Genomic DNA, 13,074 nt, shown 5'->3' with positions numbered 1-13,074 from the left:
TGTGTGACGAACCCGGTCGAATGCTAGGCGAGGCTCTTGGGGTGCCACACCGTCTTCGTCTCGGTGAACGCCGTGATGCGGGAGAGGCTCGGGGCCGCGGCATCCGTCCCGTTCTCGGGAGGGAGCACGCGTGTGAGGGTGTCGGCGGCCGCGATCTGCAGGTCGACCCAGTCCAGGTCGCCGGCGCCGACGAGGTCGAGCGCGTGCACGTCGGGGTGGGATGCCAGCCACGGTGCGATCTCGGCCGGCGAGCCGGTCAGCACGTTGACCACTCCCCCGGGCACGTCGCTCGTCGCCAGCACCTCGGCCAGCGAGATCGCCGACAGCGGATACCGCTGCGACGCGACGACGACCACCGCGTTGCCCGTCACGAGCGCCGGCGCGATCGCCGAGACGAGACCCACGAGCGCCGTGTCCTGCGGGGCGACGACGCCCACGACCCCGGTCGGCTCGGGCACCGAGATGTTGAAGTACGGTCCGGCCACGGGGTTGCCGTTGCCGGCGACCTGGGCGAACTTGTCGCACCAGCCGGCGTACCAGACCCAGCGGTCGATCGACTCGTCGACTTCGGCGGCGGCCACGGATGCCGAGACACCCGTCTGCTGCACGATCTCGTCCACGAACTGCGCGCGCCGGCCCTCGAGGATCTCGGCGACCCGGTAGAGCACCTGGCCGCGGTTGTAGGCGGTCGCCCCCGACCATCCCTTGACGGCGCCGCGGGCCGAGACCACGGCATCGCGGGCGTCCTTGCGCGACGCGAGTGCCGCATTGGCGAGGAACTCGCCCTTAGGCGTCGCGACCTCGTAGGTGCGGCCGGACTCGCTGCGGGGGAAGGCACCGCCGATGTAGAGCTTGTACGTCTTCGGCACGGTCAGTCGCTTGCTCATGCCGAGACCTCCTTCTTCGACCGGGTAGATTCGCGTTTCGTCTCGCTGCGCTCGCTCAACGACCGGGGACCGACGGCTGCCGCGCCCTTGAGATACGCGGCGAGGCCGTGGCGGCCCCCCTCGCGGCCGTAGCCGGACTCCTTGTAGCCGCCGAAGGGCGACGACGGGTCGAACCGGTTGAAGGTGTTCGCCCACACCACGCCTGCCCGCAGGCGGTCGGCGACGGCGAGGATGCGCGAGCCCTTGTCGGTCCAGATGCCGGCCGAGAGACCGTACGGGGTGTTGTTGGCCTTCTCGATCGCCTCGGCGGGCGTGCGGAACGTCAGCACCGACAGCACCGGTCCGAAGATCTCGTCACGGGCGATGCGATGGCTGGCCTGCACGTTCGTGAAGATCGTCGGCGCGAACCAGAACCCGTTCTCGGGGATGACGCAGGGCGCGCTCCAGCGCTCGGCGCCCTCGTCCTCGCCGATCTTGCTGAGCTCGCGGATGCGATCGAGCTGCTCGCGCGAGTTGATCGCTCCGATGTCGGTGTTCTTGTCGAGCGGGTCGCCGAGGCGGAGCGTCGACAGGCGGGACTTCAGCCGGTCGACGACCTCGTCGTGGATCGACTCCTGCACCAGCAGGCGGCTGCCGGCGCAGCAGACGTGTCCCTGGTTGAAGAAGATGCCGTTGACGATGCCCTCGATCGCCTGGTCGATGGGGGCGTCCTCGAACACGATGTTCGCCGCCTTGCCGCCGAGCTCGAGCGTGAGCTTCTTGTCGGTGCCGGCGACGGCCTTCGCGATCTCGCGCCCGACGGGGGTCGAACCGGTGAAGGCGACCTTGTTCACGTCGGGATGCCGCACCAGCGCCGCACCCGTGGCGCCGGCGCCGGTCACGATGTTCACGACGCCGGGCGGCAGATCGGCCTGCTGCAGGATCTCCGCGAAGATGAGCGCCGACAGCGGCGTGGTCTCGGCGGGCTTCAGGACCACGGTGTTGCCGGCAGCGAGCGCCGGGGCGATCTTCCACGCCAGCATGAGCAGCGGGAAGTTCCACGGGATGATCTGACCGGCGACACCGAGGGATCGCGGGTCGGCGCCGAGGCCCGCGTAGTCGAGCTTGTCGGCCCACCCAGCGTAGTAGAAGAACCACGCCGCGACGAGCGGCACATCGACGTCGCGGCTCTCCTTGATCGGCTTGCCGTTGTCGAGGCTCTCGGCGACGGCGAGCTCCCGCGCGCGCTCCTGCACGAGCCGGGCGATCCGGAACAGGTACTTGCCGCGGTCGCGCCCGCTCATCCTCGACCACGTCCGGTCGTAGGCGCGGCGCGCGGCCGCGACGGCGGCGTCGACATCCGCGTCGCTCGCCGAGGCGATCGTGGCGATGTGCTTCTCGTCGGCGGGCGAGATGGTGGCGAACGGCTCGCCGGACCCGGCGCGGAAGTCGCCGTCGATGAACAGCCCGTACTCGGGCTTGAGGGACAGGATCGCCCGCGACTCGGGGGCGGGCGCGTATTCGAGGAAACTCATGTCTTCTTCCCGGCTCAGTCGATGGTCACGTAGTCGGCACCGGAGTAGTGGCCGGTCTTCAGCTTCTGGCGCTGCAGCAGCACGTCGTTGAGGAGGCTGGACGCTCCGAAGCGGAACAGGTGCGGCTGCAGCCACTCCTCGCCGACGGTCTCGGCGACCGTGACGAGGTACTTGATGGCGTCCTTGGACGTGCGGATGCCGCCGGCCGGCTTGACGCCGACCTTCTCACCGGTGGCCCGATGCCAGTCGCGCACGACCTCGAGCATGAGCAGCGTCACCGGCAGCGTCGCCGCGGGCTGCACCTTGCCCGTCGACGTCTTGATGAAGTCGCCGCCCGCGAGGATCGCGAGCCACGACGCGCGCTTGATGTTGTCGTAGGTGTTGAGCTCGCCCGTCTCGAGGATCACCTTGAGCGACGCGTAGCTGCCGTCCTCGCGGCGGCACGCCTGCTTCACCCGCGCGATCTGGTCGAACACGAGACCGTAGCGGCCGGCGAGGAAGGCACCGCGGTCGATCACCATGTCGATCTCGTCGGCGCCGTGCGCCACCGCCTCGGCGGTGTCGGCGAGCTTGATGTCGAGAGATGCCCGACCGCTCGGGAACGCGGTGGCTACGGCGGCGACGCTCACTCCGCCCTCGTCGGGGTCGCCGTGGGCCGACCCGAGCGCCTCGACGGCATGCGGCACCATGTCGCCGTACACGCAGACCGCGGCCACGCGCGGGCACGTCGGATCCGAGGCATCCGGATTCAGTGCCTTCGCCACCAGCGAGCGCACCTTGCCGGGAGTGTCGGCGCCTTCGAGGGTCGTGAGGTCGATCAGCTCGATGATCTTGTCGAGCGCCCACGCCTTCGACGTGGTCTTGATGGATCGCGTGCCCAGCCCGGCGGCACGCTGTTCGAGACCGACCGCGTCGACGCCGGGAAGGCCGTGCAGATATCGCCGCAGGGTGGTGTCGTCCGGCTGCCCGCCGAGCAGCTCGACGGCCCGCTCGGGGAGCGTCACGATGGAGGTGCCTGACATGTCCTGACCTGGCTTTCGTCTGTGGGATGGGAGTGAAGTCGCGCTGCGCTGCTCATGAATCGAGCAGGTGGCGTGCGGTGGATTCGTCGGTGACCAGTACCGAGCACAGGCCTGAGGCGACCACTGCGGCGGCGACCTCTCGTTTGGATTCGCCCGCGATGACGGCGATCGCGACGTCGGCGCCGCGGAGCTCGTCGAGGGAGATACCCACCGTGCGGGCGTCCAGGTCGTGGTCGACGACGCGGCCGTCCGCGCCGATGTAGCGTCCGAGCACATCGCCGACGGCGCCGGCCGCGACGAGGCGGTCGATGTCGGCCGGAGTGAGATACCCGCTGTCGACGTGGACCGAGCGGTGATCTGCCGCACCGGCGCTGAAGAGGTACGCGGCGGCGGAGCGCGCCGTCTCGAGGACGCGGGCGACCATGCGGTCCGCCTCGATGGCCTCCTTGGTCGCGCGGTGCTCGAGGATCGCGGGGCTGGGCAGCAGGGCCGCGGCACCGCCGCCCTTCTGGGCGATGCTGACCGCAGTGGCGGCTGCTGTGCCCGGCCGCTGGCTCATGCTGACGCCGCCGTTGATCTGCACGACGTCGGTGCCGGAGGACCAGCCGTCGCGGAGGTGGTGCGCGATGTCGGACAGCGTGCGCCCCCAGCTGACGCCGAGCACACGGGGGCTGGGTCGCAGGGCGGTGAGATAGTCGGCGGCAGCCTGTGCCACGCGCTGCTGGAGCTCGTCCTCGTTGCGCACGCCGGCGCGCGAGACGACGACCGCTGAGACGCCGCGCTCGTCGCGGAGCCGACGCTCGAGCTGCGGACGCCGTGCGCGCGAGTGAAGGATCTCGATGCGGACGAAACCCTCCTCCTTGGCCTGCGTCAGGAGGCGGCCCACTTTCCACCGGGTGATCTGCAGGCTCCGGCCGATCTCCTCCTGCGTGAGGTTCTCCTCGTAGTAGAGCTCGGCGGCTCGGATCGAGAGAAGTTCGTCGACGGCGTCCACGATCCTCCCTTCGTCGTCCCCTCCAGGCTGACACACCCGCGCGGTCGTCACCAACATCTGCACAGAGTTTGCTCAGATGAGCAAACCGTCACGACCGCTGCTCGCCCGGACGTCGCGAGCATCTGTGCCGTGGTGGCGATCTCAGCCGCCGGGTCCCGGCCGCGCCGGGTCGGCGACGCTGGTCTTCGCCTGCCGCAGCAGCACGACCACCCCGATGCCGACGACCACGACGAAGGCGATGGACAGAGTCGTGAACGCGAACCAGTTGTCGTCGAGCACGAGGACGATCGCCGCCGACACGACCGCGATCGCCGCGGCGATCAGCTTGGAGGCGAACTTCATCCCGATACCCGGGGTGAGCCGGCCGGCGGGTGAGCCGCCACGCGCGAGGATCAGGTCGGCGAACGCGTCGAGCGTCGCCAGCAGCGAGGCCGAGAACGCGACCGCGCACCCGAGGGCACCCCACAGGTTCGGGGAGTCGGAGGCCGCTGCGTCGGCGGCCATGAGGACCAGCGCGTGCACGCCTCGATCGTAGGCCGACCACGTACGCCGGTCTATGGCTGGCCGCAACGGGCGAAGGATGCCGCCACCCAGCGGGTCAGCTGAGCTCCCGCCGAACCCGAACGATGTCGTCGGACATCTGGGCGATGAGGGCGTCGACCCCCTCGAACGCGACCATACCGCGGATCCGCGAGACGAACTCGATCTCGACGACGTGTCCGTACAGGTCGAGGTCCGTCTCGTCGAGCACATATGCCTCGACCTGACGCACGTCGATGTCGTCGAACGTCGGGTTCGTGCCGATGCTGATCGCCGCCGGATAGCGCACGCTGCTGCGCGGCGCGGATGCGCCGTCCTGCGGCATCCCCTCGTCGACCAGCCAGCCGGCGTACACGCCCTCGGCGGGGACGAACCCCTCGAGGCCCGGCGACAGATTCGCCGTCGGGAAGCCGAGCTGACGTCCGCGCTTGAGCCCGTGCACGACCTCGCCGCGCACGGCGTGAGGGCGTCCGAGCAGGCGGGTCGCGCCGGCGACGTCTCCGGCGTCCAGAAGCTCCCGCACCCACGTCGACGACACGCGCCGCCCGGCGTCGATCGCACGCACGTCGTCGACGACGTCCACCTCGAAGCCGAACTCGGCGCCGAGCTCGCGCAGCAGCTCGGGGTTGCCCGCGCCGCCGCGACCGAAGCGGAAGTCGGCGCCGACCATCACGATCCGCACGCCCAGCGCTCCGACGAGCACATGCTCGACGAACTCCCGGGCACCGAGGTCGGCGAGAGCGCGATCGAACGTGAGCATCAGCGTCGCATCCACTCCCGCATCGGCGAGGAGACGCAGCTTCTGGTCGACGCCGACCAGGCTGTCAGGACACAGCTCGGGGCGCAGCAGCGCGAGCGGATTGCGATCGAACGTCACGGCGACGACGCGCGAACCTGAGGCTTCGGCATCCACCTGTGCCCGATCGATGACGGCTCGATGGCCCGAGTGCACGCCGTCGAACTTGCCGATCGCGACGACGGACGGCCCGAAGCCCGCCGGCACGTCGCGGGGGTCCCGGAAGACGATCACGACGCGACCACCGCAGGTGCCGCCGCAGTGCGCTGCGCGACAGGACGATGCGTCGCCAGCCACCAGAGGCCGAGGAACGGCAGCACGAGAGGCACGAAGAGGTAGCCCGAGCCGAACCAGGACCAGACGGTCGGGTGGGCGAACAGCTCCGGCATCACGAAGCTCAGCGTGCCGACGATCAGCACGCCGACGAGCTCGAACACGATTGCGACCCACGCCACCACGTACCACCCGCGTCGGCCGGCGAAGACCAGAGCCAGCGTGGCGACGATGTACACGAGCGCCGAGAGCGCCGAGAGCGTGTAGGCGAGCGGCGCCTCGTCGAAGCGCTCGACGATCTGCACGAAGGACCGACCGGTGGCGCCGAGGGCCATGATCGCGTAGACGATCACGAGCACGCGGCCGATGCCGGTCATGCGGGGGCGGGCGGAAGACGACATAACCAGACGAGTTTAGTTCGTGCTGCGGGCACCGGTTCCGCCACGACGACGCGCGGCGGCATTCCGGGGGCGCGGCGCCGGCGGCCGCGGCGACGCGCGACGGCCGTCAGGCGAGCTGGACGGTCCAGATCACCTGCATACGCCAGACCATGACCGCGATGGACAGCGCCGCGATGCCCATGATCACCGTGCTCCAACGGCTGCGCTCGAGCAGCGCCCACGCGACGGCGGCGACGGGCAGTAGCACGGCGGAGATGAGGTAGACCCAGAACTCCAGGAGGCTCCCCGACGGCGGATTGCCCGCGAACGGCGCGATGATCGCGATGACGACCTGCGCGAGGAGCAGGAGCTCGACCAGGGCGAGAGCGCCGACCGTCCAGTCGCTCGGCCGCCGGCCGGCGAGCCCGGCGATCACGCAGAAGAGACCTGCCGCGACCGCGACGACGACCTGCGCGATCGTGAACCACAGGATCATCGGGCGGCCTCCTCGGGCATGTTCATCGCGCTCTTGACATCGTCCCCCCGGCGCTCGACGACACCGACGAGGGCGCCGTCGGGGTCGATCGCCGCCGCCGGTGTCGCGTGAAGGCGTCCGGCAGCCCCGATCAGCCGCTTGCCGTGGCGGAGGTCGCGCGCCTCGTCGGCGGTCACCTCGAACCGGCCGAGCACCGCACCTGCCGCGGTCGCCGGGTCGACCATCGTCGCGTCGGCGAGGTCCTCGACGCCGGGCGCCCCGGCCACGTCGAACGGGCCGATGCGCGTGCGCCGCAGCGCCGTGAGGTGCCCGCCCACGCCGAGCGCCGAGCCGAGGTCACGCGCGAGCGAGCGGATGTACGTGCCGCTCGAGCAGTCGACGACGACGTCGAGGTCGATGACGCCCGACATCGCCGAGTCCACGCTCGCGGTTCCTCCGTCCGTGATCGCGGCCTGCGAGCCTGTCGAGCGGCGCCGCTCGGCGAGGACCTCGAACCGCGACACCGTGACCTCGCGCGCCTTGAGCTGCACATCCTCTCCCGCGCGCGCGAGGTCGTAGGCACGGCGCCCGTCGACTTTGATCGCCGAATACGTGCTGGGAACCTGCGAGATCCGGCCGGTGAGAGCCGCGACGCCGGCCGTGATGGCCTGGGAGCCGAGGGATGCGGCATCCGTCACCGAGACGACCGTCCCCTCCGCGTCGTCGGTGTCGGTCGCGACGCCCAGCCGGATCGTGGCTTCGTAGGTCTTGTCGAGTCCGACGATGAACGTGAGCAGCCGCGTCGCGCCTTCGACACCGAGGACGAGCAGACCCGTCGCCATCGGGTCGAGCGTGCCGGCGTGGCCGATCTTGCGCGTGCCCCGTGCGCGGCGCGCTCGTGCGACGACGTCGTGCGAGGTGATGCCGCCGGGCTTGTCGACGAGCAGGATTCCGGGCGCCGCCATCAGCTGGGCCCGACGATCCGGGGGTGCGCGAGATCGACGTTGTCGACGATGACGGATGCCGCCTCCCGCGGCCGCGCCTCGCGCAGGTAGATCTCCTGCCCCTGCCGGTAGCGGGCGTTCGAGGGCGCGCCGGGGTCGGGATCGCAGCCGTCTCGCAACGCCATGCGTGCGTAGGACACGTCGAAAGGCACGTCGAGCCAGACCGACCAGTCCCAGAGTTCTCGAAGCTCCGGCCTGTGCAGGAAGACGCCGTCCACCACCAGCACCGCGTCCAGGGGCGCGGTGACCCACTGCGACTCGACGGGCGCGTCGCGGACGACGTCGAACGCCGCCAGTTGGAAGCCGGTGGTGCCGGCGGTCTGCGCGCCGTCGCGGAACGGGTCGATCAGCACGCGCCGGAAGGTCGCATAGTCGAAGGAGTCGCGGTAGAAGCCCTCGGGGCTGCGGCGGCCGCGCAGGTAACGCTCGCTCCGGGGCCGGTGGAAGCCGTCGATGCCGGCTCGGAACACCGCGTCGCCGGTCTCGGCGAACACCTCTGCGAGTCCGTCGGCGAACACCGTCTTGCCGGCGCCGTCCAGCCCGTCGACCGCGACGATGATGCGGCCGCCGGCGTTGCGGCGCCGGACGCGGTCGCGCAGTTCGCGCCACAGCGTCGTGGTCGGCGTGACGGGAAGGCGCATGGTCCCAGCCTACGGCGGTGAGCGCTGGCGCCCTGTCAGCGCTAGCCCCTGTCACCCGCAGAGCTCGTATGGCGGTACATCCATGGTCGTCACGGTCACCGAGCGGATCACCGGGTCCTCTCGATAAGTGAAAAACATCCGTCCGACCTGGAGGTGAACGATGGAGGAGTCGATCGAGTCCGCCACTTCGACCGCATCGGGATACTCCCCGCGCACGTCGTCGACCGTCGAGCCGACACCGATTCCGCTTGCCGTGCGAGGCCCGGGCGCGACCGTCGGATCCCCCCACGCCTCCGACGCGACCACGTTGACGGGGCCGACGTCGGATGTGTCCCCCGACCCAGCGGTGTAGACGTTGTAATCCTGGGCCGGCGCATGCCACCACGCCAGCCAGCCACAGCGCTCCGGATCATTTGTGGTGCCCGACGGCATGAGAGTCAGCGCGTCGGAGAACGGCATCCCCAACGCGATCGGCCCCATGCCCGCCTCGGTGATCACCCATGTCGCGGGATCGTCCGGGTCCTCTGAGTGGGCAGGCGTCGGAGAGGCAGACGGCACCGATGCGGACGGCTCCGCAGTGGGGGCGGACGGGCCCGCGCAACCGGTGACCGCTACTGCCGCGATGAGCAGCACGGCGGCAGATGCCGACAGACGCATACAGGCTCCTTCGTTCGTGTCCCTGCACGTTACGGTCGCGGAGCCGACCCGCGTCATCGTGACGCGGCGATTGTGATGAGGTCGTGACGCGCGCGCACCGGCCGTGCCGCCGCCTACGCTGGAACGCATGCCCGACCTCGCGACATCGCCCGAGTTCGAGGCACCGGCCGACCTCGCGACTCCCCTCGTCGCCTGGTACACGAAGAACGCGCGGGATCTGCCGTGGCGGCAGCCGGGGTTCGGCGCGTGGGGCGTGCTGGTGAGCGAGTTCATGCTGCAGCAGACGCCGGTGAACCGCGTGATCCCGCATCTCGAAGCGTGGCTCACCCGGTGGCCGACGCCGTCGGACCTCGCCGCGGCTGCGCCCGCCGACGCGGTGCGGCAGTGGGCGAACCTCGGCTATCCGCGGCGCGCCCTGTGGCTGCGTCGCGCGGCCGTCGAGATCCGCGACCGCCACGGCGGAATCGTGCCGCGTGACGTCGACGAGCTTCTGGCGTTGACCGGCATCGGCGACTACACCGCACGTGCCGTCGCCGTCTTCGCATACGGCGACCGGCATCCCGTCGTCGACACCAACACCCGGCGGGTGCTGGCACGCGCGATCGAGGGCAGGTCGCAACCCGGCCCGCCCTCGCGGCGCGACCTCGAGACCATGGCGGCGATCCTGCCCGACGAGCTCGACACCGCGGCCGTCGTCAACGCGGCGGCGATGGAGCTCGGAGCGGTCATCTGCACCGCCCGAACTCCGCGCTGCGACGCATGCCCGTTACGAGACCGCTGCACATGGCGCGCGGCAGGGTATCCCGACACCGGCGACGACCGCCGCAAGCAGGCACGCTACGAAGGCAGCGACCGGCAGGCGCGCGGGGCGGTGCTCAAGACGCTGCGGCATGCCGCAGCCCACGCGATCCCGCTCGCCGAGATGCTGCCCGACTGGCCGGACCCGCTCCAGCGCGACCGTGCCATCGACTCGCTCATCGCCGACGGGCTCGCCGAGGCGTCCGACGGTCTCTTGCGTCTGCCGCTCTGAGCACTCGTACCGGGCAGGCGGCTCAGAGCACTGGGCCTGGGCATCGAGCCGGCGCAACGACAGACGCCGCGACCGGCGGACCGGTCACGGCGTGTCTGTGGCGGCGAGGAGTCAGTCCTCGCCGTCGAGCTCGCGCGGCTTGACGTAGGGGTCGGCTTCGCCGGCGTACGTCGCCGACGAGGCGAGACCTGCCACGGCGGCATCCCGCTCCTGCGCCTCGCGCAGCAGATCGGCGATGTGGCCGGCGTTCTCGGGGATCGCGTCGGGGATGAACTCGAGCGAGGGGGTGAGACGCACGTTGAGGTGCTTGCCCACCTCCGAGCGCAGCATCCCGGTCGCGGACTTCAGCGCCGCAGCGGATCCTTCGCGCTCCTCGGGCGAGCCGAGCACCGTGTAGAACACGGAGGCGTGCTGGAGGTCGCCGGTCACCTTCACATCGGTGATGGTCACGAATCCGAGCCGCGGGTCGCGCAGGCCCTTCTCGAGCCGTTCAGCGAGGATCACACGAATACGGTCGCCCAGCCGGGCCTGACGTTCGCTGGCCATGATTGCTCCTTAAGGGGATGATTCCGGATGCCTCGATTCGAGGCATCCGGAATCACGTCACGCGGACTCAGCCGCGGGGCTTCTCGACCATCTCGGTGGTCTCGATCTCGTCGCCCACCTGGATGTCGTTGTACTTGCCGAGGCCGATACCGGCTTCGAAGTCCGTGCGGACCTCGGTGACGTCGTCCTTGAACCGGCGCAGCGACTCGATGGCCAGGCCGTCGGCCAGGACCACGCCGTCGCGGATGACGCGCGCCTTGGCGTTGCGCGTGATCGTGCCCGAGCGGACGATGACACCGGCGATGTTGCCGAACTTCGAGGAGCGGAACACCTCGCGGATCTCGGCGACGCCCGACTGGACCTCTTCGTACTCCGGCTTGAGCAGGCCCTTGAGCGACTGCTCGACATCGTCGATCGCGTTGTAGATGACCGAGTAGAACCGGACATCCACACCCTCACGAGCGGCGCGCTCGCGCGCCTTCGTGTCGGGACGGACGTTGAAGCCGATGACGATCGCGTTGTCGATCGTCGCGAGGTTGATGTCGGACTCGGTGATCGCACCCACACCGCGGTGGATGATCCGCAGCTGGACGGAGTCGTCGACCTCGATCTTGAGCAGCGACTCCTCGAGCGCCTCCACGGCACCCGAGACGTCACCCTTGATGATGAGGTTGAGCGACTCGACCTTGCCCTCTTCGAGAGCACGGGTGAAGTCCTCGAGCGAGATGCGCTTGCGGGCCTTGGCCAGCTGGGCGTTGCGCTCGGCCGCTTCACGCTTCTCGGCGATCTGGCGGGCCGTGCGGTCCTCCTCGGTCACGATGAACGTGTCGCCGGCGCGCGGCACCGAGTTCAGACCCTGCACCTGCACGGGACGCGACGGGAAGGCCTCCTCGACGGCGTCGCCGTTCTCGTCGGCCATCGCACGGACGCGGCCGTACGCCGTGCCGGCGACGATCGCATCGCCGACGCGCAGCGTTCCGGACTGGATGAGCACCGTGGCGACCGAACCGCGACCCTTGTCGAGCTTCGCTTCGATCGCGACACCGCGCGCGTCCTTGTTCGGGTTGGCCGTGAGGTCCAGACCCGCGTCCGCGGTGAGCAGCACCGCGTCGAGGAGCTCCTGGATGCCGGTGCCCTGGCGAGCCGAGACGTCGACGAACATGACGTCGCCGCCGTACTCCTCGGCGACCAGGCCGTACTCGGTGAGCTGCTGGCGCACCTTGGCGGGGTTGGCGTCGGGCTTGTCGACCTTGTTCACCGCGACCACGATCGGCACGTTGGCCGCCTGGGCGTGGTTGAGCGCCTCCACCGTCTGCGGCATGATGCCGTCGTCGGCGGCGACCACGAGGATCGCGAGGTCGGTCACCTGCGCACCGCGGGCACGCATGGCGGTGAACGCCTCATGACCCGGGGTGTCGATGAAGGTGATCGCACGCTCGATGCCCTCGTGCTCGGTCCAGACCTGGTACGCACCGATGTGCTGCGTGATGCCGCCGGCCTCGCCCGCGACCACGTTGGTCTGGCGGATGGCGTCGAGCAGTCGCGTCTTACCGTGGTCGACGTGACCCATGACGGTCACGACCGGAGGCCGGATCTCGAGGTCTTCCTCGTTCTCCGCCTCCAGCTCGGCCTCGAGATCGAGACCGAAGCCCTCGAGGAGCTCCTTGTCCTCGTCCTCGGGCGAGACCATCTGGATCTTGTAGCCGAGCTCGGCGCCGAGCACCTCGAAGGTGGCCTCGTCGAGCGACTCGGTCGCGGTCGCCATCTCACCCAGGTTGAACAGGATGGTGACGAGCGTGCCGGGCTGCACGGTGTACCCGCGCAGCGCCTCGAGCTTGTCCGCGAAGTCCGCGATCGATGCGCCGCGGCGCAGGCGGATGATCTCGCCGTTGCCCTTCGAGACGTTGACGCCACCGACGACCGGCGCCGACCGCATCTCGAACTCTTGGCGCTTCGCCCGACGCGACTTGCGCTGCTTCGACTTGCCGCCGCCCTTGCCGAAGGCGCCTGCGGTGCCACCGCCGGGGCCACGGCCACGACCGCCACCACCGCCGGGACGACCCGCGAAGCCGCCCGCGGGCGCTCCACCGGGAGCGCCGCCAGGACGCTGGAAGCCACCGCCACCGCCGCCACCGGGACGACCGGCACCGCCGGGACGCTGCTGGAACGGCGCACCGGGACGACCGCCACCACCGGGGCGACCTGCGCCACCGGGACGCGGAGCGCCGGGGCGAGGAGCACCCGGACGCGGGGCCTGCGGACGCGGGATGTTGCCGGGGCTCGGGCGCTGGCAAAGGAACTGAGAAGAAGAGAAG

Annotated in this window: 14 protein-coding genes; 1 reads left to right on the top strand and 13 read right to left on the bottom strand. The window is 70.2% G+C overall.

Annotated features, from left to right (window positions below; all coding sequences use genetic code 11):
• Positions 1-23: 23 nt before the first annotated feature.
• The 11 genes from ACI3KX_RS10930 to ACI3KX_RS10880 form a co-directional block, all read right to left on the bottom strand.
• Positions 24-887 carry an aldehyde dehydrogenase family protein gene (locus ACI3KX_RS10930; RefSeq protein ID WP_404909744.1) on the bottom strand — a complete coding sequence of 288 codons (864 nt, stop codon included), beginning with the start codon at positions 885-887 and terminating at the stop codon, positions 24-26.
• A complete protein-coding gene (locus tag ACI3KX_RS10925; protein WP_404909742.1) occupies positions 884-2,401 on the bottom strand; it encodes an aldehyde dehydrogenase family protein in 1,518 nt (505 codons plus the stop codon). The genes ACI3KX_RS10930 and ACI3KX_RS10925 overlap by 4 nt, the downstream gene beginning before the upstream one ends.
• A gap of 14 nt (positions 2,402-2,415) precedes the next feature.
• A complete protein-coding gene (gene deoC / locus ACI3KX_RS10920; protein ID WP_349426994.1) occupies positions 2,416-3,423 on the bottom strand; it encodes a deoxyribose-phosphate aldolase in 1,008 nt (335 codons plus the stop codon).
• Positions 3,424-3,475: 52 nt separating this feature from the next.
• Complete coding sequence (locus ACI3KX_RS10915) at positions 3,476-4,417, bottom strand: sugar-binding domain-containing protein (protein WP_363357740.1); 942 nt, start codon at positions 4,415-4,417, stop codon at positions 3,476-3,478.
• A 141-nt stretch (positions 4,418-4,558) separates the two neighbouring features.
• Positions 4,559-4,939, bottom strand: coding sequence for a hypothetical protein (locus ACI3KX_RS10910; protein WP_349426992.1), 381 nt, complete (start codon positions 4,937-4,939; stop codon positions 4,559-4,561).
• Positions 4,940-5,015: 76 nt separating this feature from the next.
• A complete protein-coding gene (locus tag ACI3KX_RS10905) occupies positions 5,016-5,987 on the bottom strand; it encodes a bifunctional riboflavin kinase/FAD synthetase (RefSeq protein ID WP_349426991.1) in 972 nt (323 codons plus the stop codon).
• Positions 5,984-6,427, bottom strand: a complete 444-nt coding sequence (locus tag ACI3KX_RS10900) for a hypothetical protein (RefSeq protein ID WP_404909740.1) — start codon at positions 6,425-6,427, stop codon at positions 5,984-5,986. The genes ACI3KX_RS10905 and ACI3KX_RS10900 overlap by 4 nt, the downstream gene beginning before the upstream one ends.
• Before the next feature lie 106 nt (positions 6,428-6,533).
• The gene (locus tag ACI3KX_RS10895; RefSeq protein ID WP_349426989.1) at positions 6,534-6,902 is read right to left on the bottom strand and encodes a hypothetical protein; all 369 of its coding nucleotides are present in this window, start codon (positions 6,900-6,902) and stop codon (positions 6,534-6,536) included.
• Complete coding sequence (gene truB, locus ACI3KX_RS10890; protein ID WP_404909738.1) at positions 6,899-7,846, bottom strand: tRNA pseudouridine(55) synthase TruB; 948 nt, start codon at positions 7,844-7,846, stop codon at positions 6,899-6,901. The genes ACI3KX_RS10895 and truB overlap by 4 nt, the downstream gene beginning before the upstream one ends.
• Positions 7,846-8,526 carry a uridine kinase gene (locus tag ACI3KX_RS10885; RefSeq protein WP_404909736.1) on the bottom strand — a complete coding sequence of 227 codons (681 nt, stop codon included), beginning with the start codon at positions 8,524-8,526 and terminating at the stop codon, positions 7,846-7,848. Before ACI3KX_RS10885 ends, truB begins: the two co-directional genes overlap by 1 nt.
• Before the next feature lie 51 nt (positions 8,527-8,577).
• Entirely contained in the window at positions 8,578-9,024 is a 447-nt protein-coding gene (locus ACI3KX_RS10880) for a hypothetical protein (protein ID WP_349426986.1), read from the bottom strand.
• A gap of 286 nt (positions 9,025-9,310) precedes the next feature.
• Here ACI3KX_RS10880 and ACI3KX_RS10875 point away from each other — a divergent pair, with 286 nt between their 5' ends.
• Complete coding sequence (locus ACI3KX_RS10875) at positions 9,311-10,213, top strand: A/G-specific adenine glycosylase (protein ID WP_404909734.1); 903 nt, start codon at positions 9,311-9,313, stop codon at positions 10,211-10,213.
• A 111-nt stretch (positions 10,214-10,324) separates the two neighbouring features.
• Here ACI3KX_RS10875 and rbfA read toward each other — a convergent pair whose 3' ends face one another.
• Positions 10,325-10,759 carry a 30S ribosome-binding factor RbfA gene (gene rbfA / locus ACI3KX_RS10870; RefSeq protein WP_349426984.1) on the bottom strand — a complete coding sequence of 145 codons (435 nt, stop codon included), beginning with the start codon at positions 10,757-10,759 and terminating at the stop codon, positions 10,325-10,327.
• 67 nt (positions 10,760-10,826) lie between these two features.
• A partial coding sequence (infB, locus tag ACI3KX_RS10865; RefSeq protein ID WP_404909732.1) for a translation initiation factor IF-2 occupies positions 10,827-13,074 on the bottom strand: 2,248 nt, incomplete at its 5' end.

Source organism: Microbacterium sp. ZW CA_36, from assembly GCF_044987475.1.
GTDB lineage: Bacteria > Actinomycetota > Actinomycetes > Actinomycetales > Microbacteriaceae > Microbacterium.
The sequence above is the reverse complement of the archived record's forward strand: the minus strand, read 5'-3'. Positions and strand labels throughout refer to the sequence as shown.